18 protein-coding genes are annotated in these 16852 nt (G+C 70.8%); 7 read left to right on the plus strand and 11 right to left on the minus strand.

Going from position 1 to position 16852, the window contains the following annotated elements:
• Window positions 1–29: 29 nt before the first annotated feature.
• The 5 genes from AB0L65_RS08890 to ychF all read right to left on the minus strand — a co-directional run bounded on the left by AB0L65_RS08890 (window position 30) and on the right by ychF (window position 6698).
• On the minus strand, window positions 30–3350 hold the full coding sequence (locus AB0L65_RS08890) for a TcpE family conjugal transfer membrane protein (protein WP_364242187.1): 3321 nt from the start codon (window positions 3348–3350) through the stop codon (window positions 30–32).
• A gap of 56 nt (window positions 3351–3406) precedes the next feature.
• Window positions 3407–3682, minus strand: coding sequence for a hypothetical protein (locus AB0L65_RS08895; RefSeq protein ID WP_225963718.1), 276 nt, complete (start codon window positions 3680–3682; stop codon window positions 3407–3409).
• 51 nt (window positions 3683–3733) lie between these two features.
• Window positions 3734–4453 (minus strand): conjugal transfer protein, encoded by a 720-nt coding sequence (locus AB0L65_RS08900; RefSeq protein WP_364242190.1) that lies wholly within the window; start codon window positions 4451–4453, stop codon window positions 3734–3736.
• Window positions 4454–5076: 623 nt separating this feature from the next.
• Window positions 5077–5409, minus strand: coding sequence for a hypothetical protein (locus AB0L65_RS08905; RefSeq protein WP_357733206.1), 333 nt, complete (start codon window positions 5407–5409; stop codon window positions 5077–5079).
• A gap of 212 nt (window positions 5410–5621) precedes the next feature.
• Window positions 5622–6698: a redox-regulated ATPase YchF gene (gene ychF, locus AB0L65_RS08910; RefSeq protein WP_350725621.1), complete on the minus strand. Its 1077-nt coding sequence runs from the start codon at window positions 6696–6698 to the stop codon at window positions 5622–5624.
• A gap of 69 nt (window positions 6699–6767) precedes the next feature.
• On the opposite strand from ychF, the gene rmuC reads away from it, so the two are divergent.
• Window positions 6768–8033 carry a DNA recombination protein RmuC gene (gene rmuC, locus AB0L65_RS08915; protein WP_363971091.1) on the plus strand — a complete coding sequence of 422 codons (1266 nt, stop codon included), beginning with the start codon at window positions 6768–6770 and terminating at the stop codon, window positions 8031–8033.
• Window positions 8034–8048: 15 nt separating this feature from the next.
• A complete protein-coding gene (locus AB0L65_RS08920; RefSeq protein WP_364242193.1) occupies window positions 8049–8555 on the plus strand; it encodes a DUF6542 domain-containing protein in 507 nt (168 codons plus the stop codon).
• Here AB0L65_RS08920 and AB0L65_RS08925 read toward each other — a convergent pair.
• Window positions 8552–9517, minus strand: a complete 966-nt coding sequence (locus AB0L65_RS08925; protein WP_350725625.1) for a 4-hydroxy-3-methylbut-2-enyl diphosphate reductase — start codon at window positions 9515–9517, stop codon at window positions 8552–8554. The genes AB0L65_RS08920 and AB0L65_RS08925 overlap by 4 nt on opposite strands.
• A gap of 100 nt (window positions 9518–9617) precedes the next feature.
• Between AB0L65_RS08925 and AB0L65_RS08930 the strand changes: the two genes are divergently transcribed.
• Genes AB0L65_RS08930 through AB0L65_RS08945 form a run of 4 tightly spaced genes read left to right on the plus strand, consistent with a single transcriptional unit; the run spans window position 9618 to window position 12803 of the window.
• Complete coding sequence (locus AB0L65_RS08930; RefSeq protein ID WP_364242195.1) at window positions 9618–10718, plus strand: hypothetical protein; 1101 nt, start codon at window positions 9618–9620, stop codon at window positions 10716–10718.
• 27 nt (window positions 10719–10745) lie between these two features.
• On the plus strand, window positions 10746–11969 hold the full coding sequence (gene xseA, locus AB0L65_RS08935; protein WP_364242198.1) for an exodeoxyribonuclease VII large subunit: 1224 nt from the start codon (window positions 10746–10748) through the stop codon (window positions 11967–11969).
• A complete protein-coding gene (locus AB0L65_RS08940) occupies window positions 11966–12196 on the plus strand; it encodes a hypothetical protein (RefSeq protein WP_364242201.1) in 231 nt (76 codons plus the stop codon). Before xseA ends, AB0L65_RS08940 begins: the two co-directional genes overlap by 4 nt.
• Window positions 12197–12206: 10 nt before the next feature.
• Window positions 12207–12803 (plus strand): MBL fold metallo-hydrolase, encoded by a 597-nt coding sequence (locus tag AB0L65_RS08945; RefSeq protein ID WP_364242204.1) that lies wholly within the window; start codon window positions 12207–12209, stop codon window positions 12801–12803.
• Between the two features lie 14 nt (window positions 12804–12817).
• Here the strand turns inward: AB0L65_RS08945 and AB0L65_RS08950 are convergent, their stop codons facing one another.
• The 3 genes from AB0L65_RS08950 to AB0L65_RS08960 are packed head-to-tail and all read right to left on the minus strand — an operon-like array spanning window position 12818 to window position 14255.
• The gene (locus AB0L65_RS08950) at window positions 12818–13087 is read right to left on the minus strand and encodes an exodeoxyribonuclease VII small subunit (RefSeq protein WP_350725634.1); all 270 of its coding nucleotides are present in this window, start codon (window positions 13085–13087) and stop codon (window positions 12818–12820) included.
• 20 nt (window positions 13088–13107) lie between these two features.
• Window positions 13108–13635 carry a DUF4245 domain-containing protein gene (locus tag AB0L65_RS08955; RefSeq protein ID WP_350725635.1) on the minus strand — a complete coding sequence of 176 codons (528 nt, stop codon included), beginning with the start codon at window positions 13633–13635 and terminating at the stop codon, window positions 13108–13110.
• 11 nt (window positions 13636–13646) lie between these two features.
• Complete coding sequence (locus AB0L65_RS08960) at window positions 13647–14255, minus strand: TetR/AcrR family transcriptional regulator (protein ID WP_364242207.1); 609 nt, start codon at window positions 14253–14255, stop codon at window positions 13647–13649.
• A 245-nt stretch (window positions 14256–14500) separates the two neighbouring features.
• Between AB0L65_RS08960 and glpX the strand changes: the two genes are divergently transcribed.
• A complete protein-coding gene (gene glpX, locus AB0L65_RS08965; protein WP_364242210.1) occupies window positions 14501–15535 on the plus strand; it encodes a class II fructose-bisphosphatase in 1035 nt (344 codons plus the stop codon).
• 4 nt (window positions 15536–15539) lie between these two features.
• Here glpX and AB0L65_RS08970 read toward each other — a convergent pair whose 3' ends face one another.
• Window positions 15540–16190 (minus strand): DUF1707 domain-containing protein, encoded by a 651-nt coding sequence (locus AB0L65_RS08970; protein WP_350725641.1) that lies wholly within the window; start codon window positions 16188–16190, stop codon window positions 15540–15542.
• 74 nt (window positions 16191–16264) lie between these two features.
• Window positions 16265–16816 carry a TetR/AcrR family transcriptional regulator gene (locus AB0L65_RS08975; protein WP_364242213.1) on the minus strand — a complete coding sequence of 184 codons (552 nt, stop codon included), beginning with the start codon at window positions 16814–16816 and terminating at the stop codon, window positions 16265–16267.
• Between the last annotated feature and the right edge of the window lie 36 nt (window positions 16817–16852).

Raw genomic sequence — 16852 nt, forward strand, 5'->3', positions numbered from 1 at the left:
GAACGGGCCAGACCTGCTCGCTTGTTCACTTATCGCTCACCGATTCTCGTGCCCGGGGGGTCACTCGCCAACTCCTCTTCGCTCGGTCGGACGGTCTGTGCCTGTGCCGCGAAGCCCGCGATCACGACGCCGGCGAGGGCGAGATAGGCCCGTTTGCCGGCCGTGCGCAACTGCCCCGGGTCGACGACCTCCGCGCCCTCGGGCGCCAGACCGTCCTCCCAGGGGACCCTGACGATGGCCCGGCATCTGCCCCTGGCCACCGACTCCGCCTGCTCGACGTCGGCCATCGAACGCCTGCTCACGCCGTTGACCACCATGACCGCACGCCTGCGCAGCTCCGCGCAGCCGTGCCCGTCGAGCCACTCGTACGTCATCGCCACCGCCTCCGACGCCTCCTCGCTCGCGGGGACCACCAGGACGAGCTGGTCCGCGTACGGCAGGAGCCTGGCCGCCAGCGCGGCGGCCGGGTCGATGACGGCGAGCTTGTAGTGGCGGTCCAGCAGGCGCATGGACTCGCCCAACCGATGGTCGGAGAAGAACGACCGGTCCGCCAGCCGCTGCTCGGCGCCCGCGTCGCTGTCCGCGCTGATCACCTCGAGCCCCGAGGCGGTCCTCGTGGTGTACCCACGCATGGTGAGATACCCGCTGACGCGGTCGAGCCCGGACAGCAGCGAGGTGAGAGTTTCGGGCGTCTCCGGCTGGATCTTGCTCGTCAGGGTGCCGCCGCCGGTGTTGGCGTCGACGGCCACGACCCTGTCGTCGCGGTATCTGGCGAAGGTGTGGCCCAGCATGAGCGCCGTCGTACTCTGACCGGCGCCGCCGGTGCAGCCCAGGACCACGATCCTGCGGCTGCCGCCGAACACGCCCCTGGCCCTGGCCTCGTCGATCTCGGACCCGTCGGTCCTGACCCCGCCTCCGCCGACGACCACCTGCGCGATCCTCCGCCACCCGCCGGAGTCCCGTCCCACCACGGACTCGACCCGCCGCACCCGGCCTTCACCTGGGCGGGGGACGGGCACGGGAGCGACGAACTCGCCCCCACGTTCCTGCGACGCCTCCACACCCCGACCGTCACCGGCACTCGCCGCACCCCGGCCATCTCCGGCCTTCGCCGCCGCGCTCCGGGAGTCACCGGCATTCGCCGCCGCAACCCGACCGTCCTCGGCGCTCGCCGCCACCCGCCGATCACCGGCCGCCGGACCGCGTGCGTCGGGCACGCCCACACCCCGGTCGCCGCGCGTGCCGGGGAAGGACCCGCTCCGGTCGCCACGTGTGCCAGGGATCGCCGCACCTCGGTCGCCACGCGTGCCGGGCACGCCCGCGCCGGGCACATCGCCCTTCGCCGCGAGCCGCCGCACCGTCGACCGCTCGGGCCGCTCAGCGGTGGGCCGCTCAGCCGTGGGCCGCTCGGGCCGGTCATCGGCCGCACCCGGCTCCTGCGTATCGGCACCGCCGGGCACTTCGGCGGCCTCAGCGACCGAGTGCGGCGCGTCGCTCTTCGGCGCCGCAACCCGCGCACTTGGCGCACTTACGTCGTCGCGCATCTCGGCAGCGTCGCCAGCCGTGACGTCGCCGGCCTTCTCCCGTGCGTCGGCCTTCTTCGGTGCGTCGCCCTTCGGCCCGTCGTCCGCCATACCCGGCGAGTCCACGCCACCGCGCGCATCCGTGACCTCGGCCACCGGCTGCGGCACACCCGCGTCCGACGCATCACCGACCGCGCCCGGCATGTCGCCCGATGCGTCGGGCACGTCAGCCGTCGTGCTCGGCGCACCCGGCGCGTCGGCTGTCGTGCTCGGACCCGAAGCTCCGGCCGTCGTGCTCGGCGAGTCGGCCGTCGTACTCAGCACACCCGGCGCGTCGGCCGTCGTGCTGGGCTCATCGCTCGGTGCACCCGGTGTGTCGGCCCTTGTGACGGGTGCCGTGTCCTGCTGGGGCGGGGCGGTGGATGTGGTGTCGGGGGACTCTGTGCCGGGCCTGCTGGCGGGGGGCCGGGGCAACGGCTTGGCGTCGGGGTTGAGCGGCGGCCAGACGCTCTGCGGGCCGGACAGCACCAGCGACGGGCCCAGCCGCGGCGGCTGCCCCTTCCGGTGCTGGTCCCGCGCGACCTCGTCCTCGCGCCGTTCTCCGCGCTTTTCCTCGCGTCCTTCCCCGCGGCCCTCCCCGCGTCCTTCCTCGTGACCTTCCCCGTGTCGTTCCTCGTCCCGCTCCCGGTCCCGCCGCTCGCCCTCCGCGGGACCCGAAGGTTCGGCGGGGGCGTCGGCGCTCGCCGCGAGCCGGCGCAACCGCCGCAGCGCCTCGGTGTCGATGGGCTTCCCCGCAGCAGGCTTGTGGGTCTCCGTCTCGCTGACCGTCCCGGCCGCCTCACGGTCGGTCCGCGACTCGTCGGGCGATCCGGAGGCGAGCCCCTGTACGTCCCCGTCCCGGCCCGCGGCCTCCTGGCCCCGGACCCCGGCCGCGGCTTCGCGGCCCCGCGTCTCGACAGCGGGCTCCTGGACCCCGACGTCGGCCAGAGCGGCGGTGGCCTCCCCCCGCCCCGTGCGTTCACGGGCGGCGGCATCCCTCGCGTCCCCACGATCCCGAGTCGCAGCGTCCCGGGCGTCCCCGCGATCCCGAGTCGCGGCGTCCCGCGCGTCCACGAACTCCCGAGTGGGAGGCTCAGGGCTCTCGTGGCCGCCGGGCGGCAGACCGTCCTGGCGGCGTCCAGGGCCGCCTGGAAGGGCCTCCTCGCGCCGCAACGCACCGACCCCGGACCTCGGTGCCGAAGGCGGGGCCGTCTCGCGTACCCGGGCCCTGAGGGCGGGCGCGGTGCCGCGGCGGGTGCCCCAGCGGCCGGTGGTCGGCTCCGCCACGGGAGCCTGGGCAGCGGCGGCGGCAGCGGCCGCGACGGCCGGGCGGACCTGGCGCGGACCGGCGATCCGCTGGCCCTCGCGCCGCCGCTGCGGCTGGCGGGCCTTGCGGGGCGCCTTCGACTTGGCCCGCGCGGGGGTGGTGCGCCAGACGCGGCCGGAGAACGTGATCGTCTCGGGCTCCGACATGGGCGCGAGGCGGTACCACGCCTTCGGCTGGCCCAGGTAGCGGAGCTGGGACTCGAGAAGCTCGGTGAGCCGCTTGCCCTCGATGACGGGTCGGGTGGACAGCCACGTCACGATCCCGGGCGGCACGAGGTACAGCACGTGCCACGGCATCTCCACCGGCACGCCCACCAGGACCAGCAGGAGCGACCACGGAACGAACACCCCGACGAAAACGCCGATCCAGACGATCGGCAGCGGCATCGGCAGCCGTAGGTCGTACAGCTTGTAGAGCCGCTTCTCGATCCGCCAGATGTTCGTATATGTGGGCAGGTCCACGCCGGTCCTCCTCTCCACCCGCTCGTACATGACCGCCGCGGAGCGGTCTCAACCCTCTACTTGATGCCCAGAGCGCCCGCGATCGCCTTCGCCGTCACCTCGATGATGTTGGGAACGTAGAAGATCACGCCGATGGCCACAGCCAGTATCAGGAACTGCACGAAACGTGTGATCTCGCGGGTGAAGAGGAAGAAGAGCGCGACCACCGAGACGACGACGAGGAACAGCGGGGCGAAGAAGCCGCGCAGGAAGTTGGCGAGGCCTCCGGTGTCCGGGCCGGTCGCCGGGGGCGTCGGCGTCAGTTCGATCAGGTGGAGCAGAACGGTCTTCAGGGTCACTTCTTGTCCTCCCGGGGGGTACCGATGAGCGGCGTGGCCGTGCCTCTATCCAACGACCCGGCCGGCGCCGCGAATGTCGGCGACGAACCACTTGTCGCCCTGCTTCTCGACGGTCAGCCGGTAGGCCATCTCCAGCGTGCCGCCCACAGCCGCGGGATCGGTGGCGTCGGGGGTGGCGGGTGTCTCGCTGTTCGGCACGACCCACACCACGACCGCCTGGATCTCTCGGGTGGCACCCCCCACAGGCACCACGACCTTCTTCAGCTCCCTGAACGTGAACGTGCCGCCGAAGCTCGGCAGGGTCCGGCCCGCGGCGACGTAACGCTGCAGCCCGGCCGCGTCGCCGGAGGCGTAGTCGGTGAAGAAACCCTTCAGCTGCTCTTTGAGCTCGCCCGCGGTGGCCTCGTCGGTCTCCGGCGCGGCGACCTGCGGCACGTCGGCCGGGCCCGGGGCGGGCAGCACCGCGGGACGGCCGACCACGGCGAACCTGCCGCCCCCCTCGTCGCCCGAGTAGTAGAGCGGGACCGACAGCATCAACCTGCGCGGGCCTGACTGGAAGGCCACACTGACCAGGGCGTTGTGGGCGTCGCTCGCCTCGATGTCGTACGGCTGGATGGCGACGGCCGCGAACTTGCCGTAGCCGTCCCAGCCCATTTGCGGATCCATGCCCTCGGCCAGGAAAGCGCCCAGCTTGCGCGACCTGCTCGCGGCGTCGTCCGGGCTGAAATTGAGATAGACCCCGGCGAACTGGGCGGCGAAAGCCATGCCCCGGTCGGCCGGAAAACCATGGTGAGCAGGCGCGACGCTATTGGGCGTCGCGCTCGTTTGTTGGGTAAATCGCTCAAATGGGGCACGAACCCCATTCACGACGACAACCACGATAACTGCCCAGAGAATGACACGGCCGGTCCATACGAGCCACCGCCCGCCTCCGCCCGACCAGCCGCCGCGCCGCGGCCTGCGAGGCGGCGGCGCGTCGAAGTCAGCCGTGTCAAGGCGCGCGGAAAGCTCGGGGTCGCCAGCGATCCGAGGATCGTGCTGGACGGTAGACCTACGAGCCATCACGCCTCCGCTCGCGCCGATCCCCCCGGCTGGCGCGGTGTCGTCCGTTGCCGATCCCCATCATCCGCGGTGAAGTAGTCACCCTATCCGGTCTCCGCCATTGTTCCAGGAAAGCCACGCCCATGCTGCGGCATGACCGTCCTGACGGCAAACCGGGTCGGCGGGCAGGCCTCATTGCCGATTCCTGAGACTTCCCGGTGGAAACAGCTTTTGACCAGCCCAGATACCTAAATTGGCATAGCGCGACAGCCACGGATTCCTGTCCTACCGGGCATGGACTCTCGCCAGGCGGATTCGGTATGGATCGCGGAGCGGAGTCAGGGCCGTCAGGCGGGCTCCGGATCCTGGGTCGGGCGCGGCTGACGCCTGCTGTGCAGGTCCACGACCGTCTGCTGGGCCGACCGGTCCAGGGACACGACCGTCGGCTGCACCGCCCGCTCCAGAGAGCCGCGCAGGTCCGCCAGCATCTCGGCGGCGTCCCGCTCTCGCATCCGCGTCGCCATCTCGTTGCGCTCGTCGACCTTCCTGCGGAGGTACGCCTCGCGGTTGACGCGCAGGCCGTACATGAGCTCGACCCTGATCAGGGCGAGCTCCTCCTCGAGGCTGATGCCGGCCAGAGTGGGCGCGGGACGTCGTTTCCGGATGATGCGGCGGATCATTGAGGGCCTCCCGAGTCAGCGTGAACGCCGTGACGATTCGACGCGCGGGGGCCCAAAGTGGTTGACGCATCAGTTGTCCCGGCATCAGACGTCCTACCGATTCCCGGGATGAGACGTCTGAGGGGGCATCGCCGCCGTCACCATCGGTAACGTACCGTAACGAACGGCGGCTTTCCGTGATTTCCCACAGGACACCCCGGCCAGGGCCGTGCTCAGACGTTGAAGCGGAACTCCACCACGTCGCCGTCGCGCATGATGTATTCCTTGCCCTCGACGCGGGCCTTGCCCGCCGCGCGGGCGTTGGCGATGGAGCCGACCTCGACCAGGTCGTCGAAGGAGACGACCTCGGCCTTGATGAAGCCGCGCTGGAAGTCGGTGTGGATCACGCCGGCAGCCTCGGGCGCGGTGGCACCCTTGGGGATCGTCCAGGCCCTGGTCTCCTTCGGCCCGGCCGTGAGGTACGTCTGCAGGCCGAGCGTGTCGAAGCCGACCCTGGCGAGCTGCCGCAGCCCCGACTCCTCCTGGCCGACCGACTGGAGGAGCTCCAGCGCCTCCTCCTCGTCGAGCTCGACCAGCTCCGACTCGATCTTGGCGTCCATGAAGACCGCCTCGGCGGGCGCGACCAGCGTCGCCAGCTGCTCCCGGAGCGCGGAGTCGCCCAGCTCGTCGGCGTCGAGGTTGAACACGTACAGGAACGGCTTGGCCGTCAGCAGGTGGAGCTCGCGCAGCTCCTCGCGGTCGAGGCCGCTCTCGAAGATGGTCTTGCCGGTCTCCAGCACGCTCAGCGCGGCCTCGGCGGCCTCCAGCGCGGACTTCTTGTCCTTGTTGTTGCGCGCCTCCTTCTGCAGGCGCGGGATGGCCTTCTCGACCGTCTGCAGGTCGGCCATGATCAACTCGGTGTTGATGGTCTCGATGTCACGCTTGGGCGAGATGTCGCCGTCCACGTGCGTGACGTCGGGGTCGCTGAAGACGCGGACCACCTGGCAGATCGCGTCGGTGTCGCGGATGTTGGCGAGGAACTGGTTGCCCCTGCCCTGCCCCTCCGAGGCCCCCTTGACCAGGCCCGCGACGTCGACGAACTCGACCTTGGCGGGCAGGATGCGGGCCGAGCTGAAGATCTCGGCCAGCTTGGGCAGCCGGTCGTCGGGCACGCCCACGATGCCCACGTTGGGCTCGATGGTGGCGAACGGGTAGTTCGCGGCGAGCGCGTTGCCGGACTTCGTCAGCGCGTTGAAGAGCGTGGACTTGCCGACGTTGGGCAGACCGACGATACCGATTGAGAGACTCACGGACGCCAAGTTTACGTGCTGAGCGTAACGAGCGTGTCGGGCCGGATCGGCGCGCCGGAGTCCTGCATCATCGATCAAGTGGATGTCGTCTCGCTTCTCGTAGGTCTGGCCGCCGGGCTCGTCATCGGTTTCCTGGTGGCCAGGACGCGGGCCGCGGTGCGGGTGGCCGAGGCGGACGCGCGGGCCAAGTCGGCCGCCGACAAGCTGGTCTACGTCGAGGAGCAGCTCGCCGAGCGCTTCCAGGCCCTGTCCACGCGCGCCCTCGACGTCAACAACATCCGCTTCCTCGAGCTGGCCGAGACCAGGCTGGCCGCCAGCCGCGCCGAGGCCACGGGCGATCTGGACCAGCGCAAGCAGGCCGTCGAGCACCTGGTGGAGCCGCTGAAGGACGCGCTCGCCCGGGTCGAGTCGCAGCTGCGCGACACCGAGTCCGGCCAGCGCGCGGCCCGCGCCGAGCTGGCCAAGCAGATGGAGTTCGTACGGCAGAGCAACGAGCAGCTGCGCTCCCAGACCACGGCCCTGGTCAGGGCCCTGCAGCGGCCCGAGGCTCGGGGCAGGTGGGGCGAGCTCCAGCTGCGCAGGGTCGCCGAGATCGCCGGCATGCAGCACCACTGCGACTTCGACGAGCAGGTCACCGAGGGCCCCATGCGCCCCGACATGGTCGTCAGGCTCGCCGGCGGCAAGAACATCGTGGTCGACTCCAAAGTCTCGCTGGCGGCCTATCTGGAGGCCGCCGAGGCGTCCGACGAGAGCCTCGCCACGGTCCGGCTCGACGCCCACGCCCGGCACGTCCGCGAGCACATCGACCGGCTGGCGGCCAAGTCCTACTGGCAGGGGTTCAACCCGTCGCCGGAGTTCGTGGTGCTGTTCATCCCGGGCGAGGCGTTCCTGGCCCCGGCGCTGGAGCGCGATCCCGGGCTGCTGGAATACGCGATGACGCGGCGGGTCCACATCGCCACGCCGACGACGCTGATCACGATGCTGCGCACCGCGCACTACGCCTGGCAGCAGGCCGCGCTGAGCGAGAACGCGCGGGCGGTGTTCGAGCTGGGCAAGGAGCTGTACGAACGGCTCTCGTCCCTCGGCAGGAACGTCGACTCGCTCGGCAGGGCGCTGACGCGGGCCGTGGAGGCGTACAACAAGTCGGTTGGATCGCTCGAAAGCCGCGTCCTGGTCACCGCGCGCAAGCTGCACGATCTGGGCGTCGTGGACGGCGATCTCGACTCTCCTGAGATGCTCGAAGGCCTGCCCAGACCCCTGGCATCCCCCGAACTGCTGGAAACCTCGCCTCTGCTTTCCCACTCGAACGGTAAGTTGGCCAACGGGTCGCAATAAATCGGGGGTGGGGCATTGGGTGAGAAGAGGCGTTCCGCGGTCAGGCTGACCGCTCGCGGCGCCATCGCGCTCGCCCTGCTCGCCACCTTGGCGGGCTACGTGCTGGCGGCCCTGCTCGACATCCAGTACGTCGTGGGCGCGGCCTTCGTGCTGTCGAGCCTGCTGGGCGTGCTCCTGGTCAACCGGCGCGAGCTGCTGTCGCTGGTCGTGACGCCGCCGCTGGTGTTCTTCTGCGCCACGCTCTTCGTCGAGCTGGGGCGCGCGTTCGGCTCGGTGTCCATCGTGCAGTCGCTGGCGCTGGGGCTCTACACGTCGCTGACGCAGGGCGCGCCGTGGCTGTTCGCGGGGTCGGCCGTCGTGCTGGGCGTCGCGTGGCGGCGCGGGCTCCGCGACAACGTACGCGAGCTGCGGGAGGAGCTGAAGGCGGGCGCGGAGATGCCGCGCCCGCGCCAGCCGTTCGTGCCCGAGCCGGAGGGCTACTTCGAGCCCAAGGTCTACGGGACGCCGCGCGGGGACGACTAGGAGACCCGCAGGTCCTTGCGCAGCTCGTGGGGCAGGGCGAAGCGCATGCTCTCCTGGACCGACTCGACCTGGGTCACGTCGTCGAACCCATGCTTGGCCAGCCGCGCCAGCACCTCGTCGACCAGCTCCTCCGGAACGGACGCGCCGCTGGTCACGCCGACCGTGGTGACGCCCTCGAGCCACTCGTCGCGGATGAAGGTGGCGTTGTCGACGAGGTAGGAGGCCTCGGCCCCGTAGTCCTTGGCCACCTCGACCAGGCGCTTGGAGTTGGAGGAGTTTTCCGAGCCGACCACGATGACCAGCTGCGCCTCGGCAGCGATCTCCTTGACCGCGACCTGCCGGTTTTGCGTGGCGTAGCAGATGTCGTCGCTCGGCGGGTCGATCAGCGTCGGGAAGCGCTCCTTGAGCCGGGTGACCGTCTCGGTGGTCTCGTCGACCGACAGCGTGGTCTGCGACAGCCAGACCAGCTTGCTCGGATCCTTGACCTGCACTTTGTCGACCGCGTCGAGCCCGTCCACGAGCTGGATGTGGTCGGGGGCCTCACCGGAGGTGCCCTCGACCTCCTCGTGACCCTCGTGCCCGATCAGGAGGATGTCGTAGTCCTGGCTCGCGAACCGCCTGGCCTCGTTGTGCACCTTGGTGACCAGCGGGCAGGTGGCGTCGATGGTGCGCAGGCTGCGCCGGCGCGCCTCGTCGTGCACCGCCGGGGACACCCCGTGGGCCGAGAACACCACGATCTCGCCCTCGGGCACCTCCTCGGTCTCGTCGACGAAGATGGCGCCCCTGGCCTCGAGAGTCTTGACGACGTGGGTGTTGTGAACGATCTGCTTGCGTACGTAGATCGGCGCGCCGTACTGCTCCAGAGCCTTCTCGACCGCTACCACGGCTCGATCGACTCCGGCACAGTAGCCGCGTGGCTTGGCTACGAGTACTCGGCGGGAAGTGGGGGTCTGCGGCTCCATACTTTCTATGCTACGTGGAGCGGCCATCAGGCCTGCGCGTGCGTGGTTGCCCGCGGTTTGCCAAACTGGCCGTCCATTACTGACCTCCCAGGGAGACGTCATGTCCCTCAGCGACGTGATACGCAACATCGCCAAGACCGTCACCAACAAGGACGAGCTGAAGGAGAAGGCCAAGGACCTTCCGCTCCTGTTCATCCAGACGACACTCAGCGCGGCCGGGCAGGCCCTGCTGGTCGTCGACCGGGTGAAGAACTCCATCAAGGGCCTTGGCAACAAGGAGGAAGAGGAGTCGAACGACTCGCGCCCCTCCGCCGCCGAGCAGGTGGCCGCGGCTCCGGCCGCGGAGGAGGAGAAGCCGGCCCGCAAGGAGCCGGTGATCTTCGCGCCGCGGCCCAGCGCCGCCGAGCCCAACGGTGTCGCCAAGACCAAGCCCGACCCCGTCATCTTCGCTCCGGCGGGCAAGTCGGAGTCGGCGGCCACCGCCAACCCCGAGACCGCCGCCCCGGCCGCCGAGCCCAAGCCCGCCGCGGCGGAGGAGCCCAAGCCCGTGGTCACGGAGGAGCCCGCCGCGACCCCGAAGGCCGCCGAGCCCGCCGTCGCCGAGCCCGCCGTCGCCGAGCCCGCGGTCGCGGAGAAGCCCGCCGAGCCCGAGCCCAAGGCCACCGTCACGGACGAGCCCGCCGAGGTCGCCCAGCCGAAGGCCGCCGCCGTGGAGGCCGAGCCGAAGGCGGCCGTCGCGGAGGAGATCGAGCCCAAGGCCGCCGTCGTGGAGGCCGAGCCCAAGGCCGCCGTCGCGGCGGAAGCCGTCAAGGAAGAGGTCGTCAAGGACGAGGCCGCCAAGGTGGAGGCTGTCGCGGAGGAGGCCGTCGAGGCCAAGCCGAAGCGCACCCGCAGGACCACCAAGAAGCCCGCCGCGGCCCCCGAGGCGACCGTGGCCCCGGAGCCCACGGCCGCGCCGGAGCCCGCCCGCGCCCCCGAGCCCGCCGCCGCGCCCGAGCCGGTCGCCGCCGCCCCCGTGGATCTGGCCGAGCCGCTGCCCGGCTACTCCGAGCTCACCGTCGCGTCCCTGCGTGCCAGGATGCGCGGCAAGACCGCCGAGCAGATCAGCGACTTCCTCACCTTCGAGAAGGCCACGAAGTCCCGGCCCGAGGTGATCAAGATGTTCGAGAACCGCCTGGCGAAGCTGCAGGCCGGAGAGTAGGTCGTACCGACCCCGTAGTCTTCCGGCATGAGCGAGAAGACCTCACCCGAGTCTCCCCTGCCGATCCGCACGGTCCTGCAGATGGTGGGCGGTTGGATCGGCAGACTCGGCACGGTCTGGGTCGAGGGCCAGATCACCGACCTGAGCGCTCGTGGCGGCACGGTGTTCATGACCCTGCGCGACCCGGTCGCCAACGTGTCGGCCAAGGTCACCACCCCGCGCGGGGTCTACGAGGCCGCCGTGCCGAGGCCGGCCGACGGCGCCAGGGTCGTGATGCAGGTCAAGCCCGACTTCTGGGTCAACAGGGGCTCGTTCGCCTTCACCGCGCTGGAGATCCGGCCGGTCGGCGTGGGCGAGCTGCTGGCCCGGCTGGAGCGGCTCAGGCAGTTGCTGGCCACCGAGGGGCTGTTCAACGCCGACAGGAAGCGGCGGCTGCCGTTCCTGCCCGGCACGATCGGGCTCATCTGCGGCCGTGACTCCGCGGCCGAGCGCGACGTGCTGGAAAACTCCCGCAGGCGCTGGCCGGCCGTGCGGTTCAAGGTCGAGGAGGTGGCCGTCCAGGGGCCCTACGCGGTGGGCGAGGTGACCGAGGCGCTGCGCAAGCTCGACGCCGACTCCTCGGTCGACGTGATCGTCATCGCCCGCGGCGGCGGCTCTCTGGAGGACCTCCTGCCGTTCTCCGACGAGACGCTTGTACGCTCGGTGGCCGCCTGCCGCACCCCCGTGGTGAGCGCGATCGGCCACGAGCAGGACAGCCCGCTGCTCGACCTGGTGGCCGACGTGCGCGCGTCCACCCCGACCGACGCGGCCAAGAAGGTCGTGCCCGATGTCGGCGAGCAGCTCTCGATGGTGCGCCAGCTCCGCGACCGGGGCCGCAGGGTGGTGAGCGGCTGGCTCGACCGCGAGATGTCCTGGCTGACGTCGGTGCGCTCGCGCCCCTCGCTGGCCGACCCGGTGCGCGAGCTGGAGCGCCGGGCCGAGCAGGTCGAGTCGCTGCGCGACCGGACCAGGCGCTCGCTGTCCGGCTCGCTCGACCGGGCCTCCGACGACCTGACCCACCTGCGGGCCCGCCTGATCACGCTGTCCCCCGCGGCCACGCTGGAGCGCGGGTACGCCATCGTCCAGCACCCGTCGGGCGAGGTCGTACGCCTGGCCAAGGACGTCTCCCCCGGCTCGCTGCTGACGATCCGCCTGAGCGACGACCGCCTGACCGTACGCGCGGAGGAGCCGGACGAAACCGCGGACACGTGAGCGATCCCCGCCTGCTGATCGAGCGGGGCGCGCCCTCCACGGTGCTCTACCTGGCCTCCGAAGGCCTGGAGGCGGACGTGGCCCGGCTGCGTTCGCACGGTGTCGCGATGGTCGAGGAGCCGCATCTGATCTTCACCGACGACGGCACGTTCGGCGCACGGGGCCGGGAGATCCGGATGGCCGCGTTCAGGGACTCCGAGGGAAACCTGCTCTGCCTGATGACCTAGCGTGGGAGGTGTGAAGCTAACAAAGTTCACGCATGCCTGCGTAAGGGTAGAAATCGACGGCCGTGTGCTGGTCATCGACCCGGGGATCTGGAGCGAGCCGTCCGCGCTGGACGGGGCCGACGCGGTGCTCGTCACCCACGAACACAGCGATCACGTGGACGTGCTGCGGCTGCTCGGGGCCGGGGTCCCGGTGTTCGCGCCGGCGGGGGCGGAGCTGGACGGGCTGCCGTACACGCCGGTGGGCGCGGGCGAGGAGTTCTCGGCGGCGGGCTTCCGGGTGCGGGCGCACGGCGGGCGGCACGCGCTGATCTACGGGGGCCAGCCGGACTGCCCGAACCTCGGCTATCTGGTCGACGGCGCGCTCTACCACCCGGGCGACTCGGTGCACGTGCCGGACGAGCCGGTGGAGACGCTGCTGGTGCCGCTGCAGGGGTCGTGGCTGAAGACCGTCGAGGCGATCGACTTCGTACGGACGGTGCGGCCACGGCGGGCGTACGGGATCCACGACGCGCAGCTCAACGATCGCGGGCTGAGCACCACCAACGCCTGGCTGGCGAGGACGACCGACCACGGCTACCGCTGGCTGGCCCCCCGCGAGACCGCCTGACCCCTCCAGGGGCGTCAGAAAGGGGCGTCGTCGGAGTTGCCCCCCGAGGGCTCGGAGCGGCGCGCCATGGCGGCGGCGAGCTTGACCCTGGCCCCCTGGAGCCACTCCTCGCAGACCGCCGCCAGCTTCTCGCCGCGCTCCCACAGCTCGATGGACTGCTCCAGGGTGAGCCCGCCGGTCTCCAGTCGGCGCACCACCTCGGTCAGCTCCTCGCGGGCCTGCTCGTATGAGGGTGCCTTCTCGTCTCCTGCCACGACCACCACCCTAGACGGGGCGACCGACATCCGCAGACCAGGCGGCTCCGTCAGCCCTTGGGGCGCTGCTGCAGGACGGAGGCGAGTTCGGCGAGCTCCGGCCAGTCGGCGGTGCCGGAGATCACGAGCGTCACCTCCGGCAGCACGCGGACGAGCGAGCGCTGCTTCTTGTCCTCGCGGAAGCGCTGCTCCCACTGCACCCCGTCCACCTGCTGCGTGCCGACGGCCTTGTCGGAGTTGGCCATGCGGCTGGCGAACCCGGCCGCCGGCTGCTCGTTGCTCTGCGTGAACATCGCGTGCTCGCGCTTGGCGGTGGCGTAGCCGAGGAAGAGGACCTGGGCGCCGTTCTCACCCTTGGCGATCTTGTTGCTGTTGGGGATCCAGCCCGCCGGGTCCTTCTGCGGCGCCCACACGCCGTACGGCACCGAGTGGCCGAAGTTGGCGACGGTGATCGAGTATTCGAGCCGCGGTATGTGCTGCTCCCGGCTCTGCGGGGCGACCAGCAGGAACAGCCCGACCGCCGCGAGGCAGACGAACAGCGCTACCGCGTAACCGTAGAAACCCTGGGTGAACCGCACACTTGGCGAGGTTACCCGTTGGAGGAGGCGGTCGCCGACGTGGCCGGGTGGATCTGGCCGATGATCGCCAGCACCTCCTCGGCCAGGCCGCGATCACCCGTGCGGACGACCTCGGACACGGCCGCGGCCAGCGCGCCCGTGACGACGACGACCAGCGCGCTCTCGTCCTCGAACAGCGCCGCGTTGAGCTGCGCCCACTTGCGCAGCCGGTCGCGCATGACCACGTCGAAGCCGGGCGGCCCGTCGCCGCGCAGGAACAGGTCGGCCAGCTCCCGCTCCTCCAGGCACCCGTCGAGGTAGGCGCGGGCGGCGCTGATGAACACGCGCATCGGGTCGCTCTCACCGGCGGCGCGGGCCGAGCGGGCGGCCTGCTTCGTCCGCTGCGTCTGCCTGGCCTGGAACTCCTCGAACAGCGTCAGGTAGAGGTCGGCCTTGCCGGAGAAGTGGTGGTAGAGGCTGCCCACACTGGCGTCGGCCCTGGCCACCACGTCGGTCACGCCCGCCTCGGCGAACCCGTTGGAGACGAAGACCTCCCTCGCGGCGGCGAGCAGCGAGCTGCGGGTGGCGGCGCCGCGCTCGGACGTCCGCGGCTGGGCGACCACGTTTTCCACTTCGCTCATGCGATCTCCTCCAGGCTCCATGGTGGAGGCAAGATCTTTGGCGCGCACAGCGTATGGCGCAAAATCCGTTCTCCGTGATGGCAGGGCAGGGCAACCCTGTCGAAGCTTACCGATGTCACCCCCGACCCGCCCCTGCTGCGAGGAAGCGGTCATCTCGGGCAGGAGATGGGCAGATTATCCGCCTCTGGGCGGGAAGAGGGGGACAACTACGATCGACGTAGATTCCCCTTAGGAGGCTGCCCATCATGTCCGATCAGACATCCGTACCGCCCGCGCTCGCCACGGGCGAGCACGCCCCCGACCGCAACCTGGCGTTGGAACTGGTGCGCGTCACGGAGGCGGCCGCGATGGCGGCGGCCCGGTGGGTCGGCCGGGGCGACAAGAACGGCGCCGACGGCGCGGCGGTGAACGCCATGCGCCAGCTGATCAACACGGTTTCGATGAACGGCGTGGTGGTCATCGGTGAGGGTGAGAAGGACCATGCCCCGATGCTGTTCAACGGCGAGCAGGTGGGCGACGGCAGCGGCCCCGACTGCGACGTGGCCGTGGACCCCATCGACGGCACCCGGCTGACGGCGTTGGGCATGCCGGACGCGGTGTCGGTGATCGCGGTGAGCGAGCGCGGCTCGATGTACGACCCGTCGGCCGTGTTCTACATGGAGAAGCTGGTCACGGGCCCGGAGGCGGCCGACGTGGTCGACATCGAGGCCCCCGTGTCCGCGAACATCAACGCGGTCGCCAGGGCCAAGCACTGCTCGCCCTCCGACGTGACCGTGGTCGTGCTGGACCGGCCCAGGCACGAGGGGCTGGTCAAGGAGATCCGCGAGGCGGGCGCGCGGATCAAGTTCATCACGGACGGCGACGTGGCCGGCGCGATCATGGCGGCCCGCGGGGGCACCGGCATCGACCTGCTGCTGGGCATCGGCGGCACGCCCGAGGGCATCGTGGCCGCGTGCGCGCTCAAGTGCCTGGGCGGCGTGATCCAGGGCAAGCTCTGGCCGCGCGACGACGCCGAGCGCTCCAAGGCCGTGAACGCCGGGCACGACCTCAACCAGGTGTTGACGACGAACGACCTGGTCAAGTCCGACGACGTGTTCTTCGCGGCGACCGGCATCACGCACGGCGAGCTCATGCAGGGCGTACGGTTCCGCGCCGGCGCGGCGGTGACGGAGTCACTGGTGATGCGCGGCCGGTCGGGCACCATCCGCAAGATCGAGAGCGAGCACCAGCTCTGGAAGCTGCGCGCGTACAGCGCGATCAACTTCTACACGGCCGGCTGAGGACTCAGCGGCGGCGCTTGCGGCGGGGTGGCTCCTTGACCTTCACGTCTCCCGCGAAGTTCGTGGTGCGCACCTCGACGACGGGCGCCCCGGGCTCGGTCGGCTGCTTGGTCAGCCGTACGGACTTGCCCTTGGCGACCCTGATCACCTCGAGCCCCTCCGGCACGTGGATCTCCAGCCCGCCGAAGACGAGGGTGGCGTTGATGATGATCTGCCGGTTCTGCAGGATCGCGTCGCGGAAGTCCAGCTTGGTGGTGCCGAACATGGCCGTCACGTCCAGCTCGGCGGGCACGACCCAGCGCCCGCCGCGCTGTTCCTGCTTGAAGATGGCCGACACGGGGCGGCCGTCCAGGTTGAGCGGCTGCTGGTCGGCGGGCAGCAGGTCCTCGGTGAGCGCGGCCAGCTCGCCCAGCGTGCGCGCGGAGTAGAGCACGCCGAGCCGTTCCTCGAGCTCGTCGAGGGTGATCCGGCCGTCGGCGTGCGCGTCCTGCAGCACCTGGGCGATGCGTTCGCGATCGGCGTCGGACGCGCGGAGCTCGTGGGGCTGCGGCGCGTCGCTCGCCGCGTGCGGCCGCCGGGCCGACACCCACTCCTCGGCCAGCCGCTCTCCGACTTCCTGCAGCTTCGGCAGCCACGATTGCGCGCGTTCGTTCACACATCCGACGATAACCGGCGCCCGCGATGATCGCTCGTGCCAAATCAGCAGATGCGCTCCGTAAGTCGCGGGAATCAGCTGATGCGCGCCAGAAGTCCGGCGATTTCCTCGGCCAGTTCCTGATTCACTTCGGCGTGGCGGTTGAGCAGCCGGTACCACATCGCGCCGAAGACGAGATCGACGGCCAGTTCCAGGTCCACGTCATCCGGCACGGCGCCGCGCGCCAGGACCGCGCGCAGGGCGGCGCGGCGGGGATCGATGAGCTTCTCCCGCAGCTCGGCGGCCAGCTCCGCGTCGGACTGGGCGTCGGCCATCAGCCCCACGACGACCTGCCCCGCGACCCCCCTCGCCAGCGCGAACGTCTGCTCCAGGAACGTCACCAGGTCGGCCCGCGCGTCCCCCGTGTCCGGCAGCCCCTGCACCTCCTCGGCCAGGACGTCGGTCAGTGCCTCCAGCAGGACCTGCGCCCTGGTCTGCCACCAGCGGTAGACGGTCTGCCTGCCACTGCCCGCGATCTGGGCGATGCCCTTCATGGTCACGTTCTGGTATCCGTCGCGGGCGCACAGGTCGAGCGCCGCCCGGAGGATCGCCTTCCTGGCCGCTTCGCTGCGTGGTCTGCCAACCATGGCGCCCACTTTACAAGACACGGTGCCTCGTTTTAT

The organism is Nonomuraea sp. NPDC052116, from assembly GCF_040680035.1.
In the GTDB taxonomy this organism is placed as follows: domain Bacteria; phylum Actinomycetota; class Actinomycetes; order Streptosporangiales; family Streptosporangiaceae; genus Nonomuraea; species Nonomuraea angiospora_A.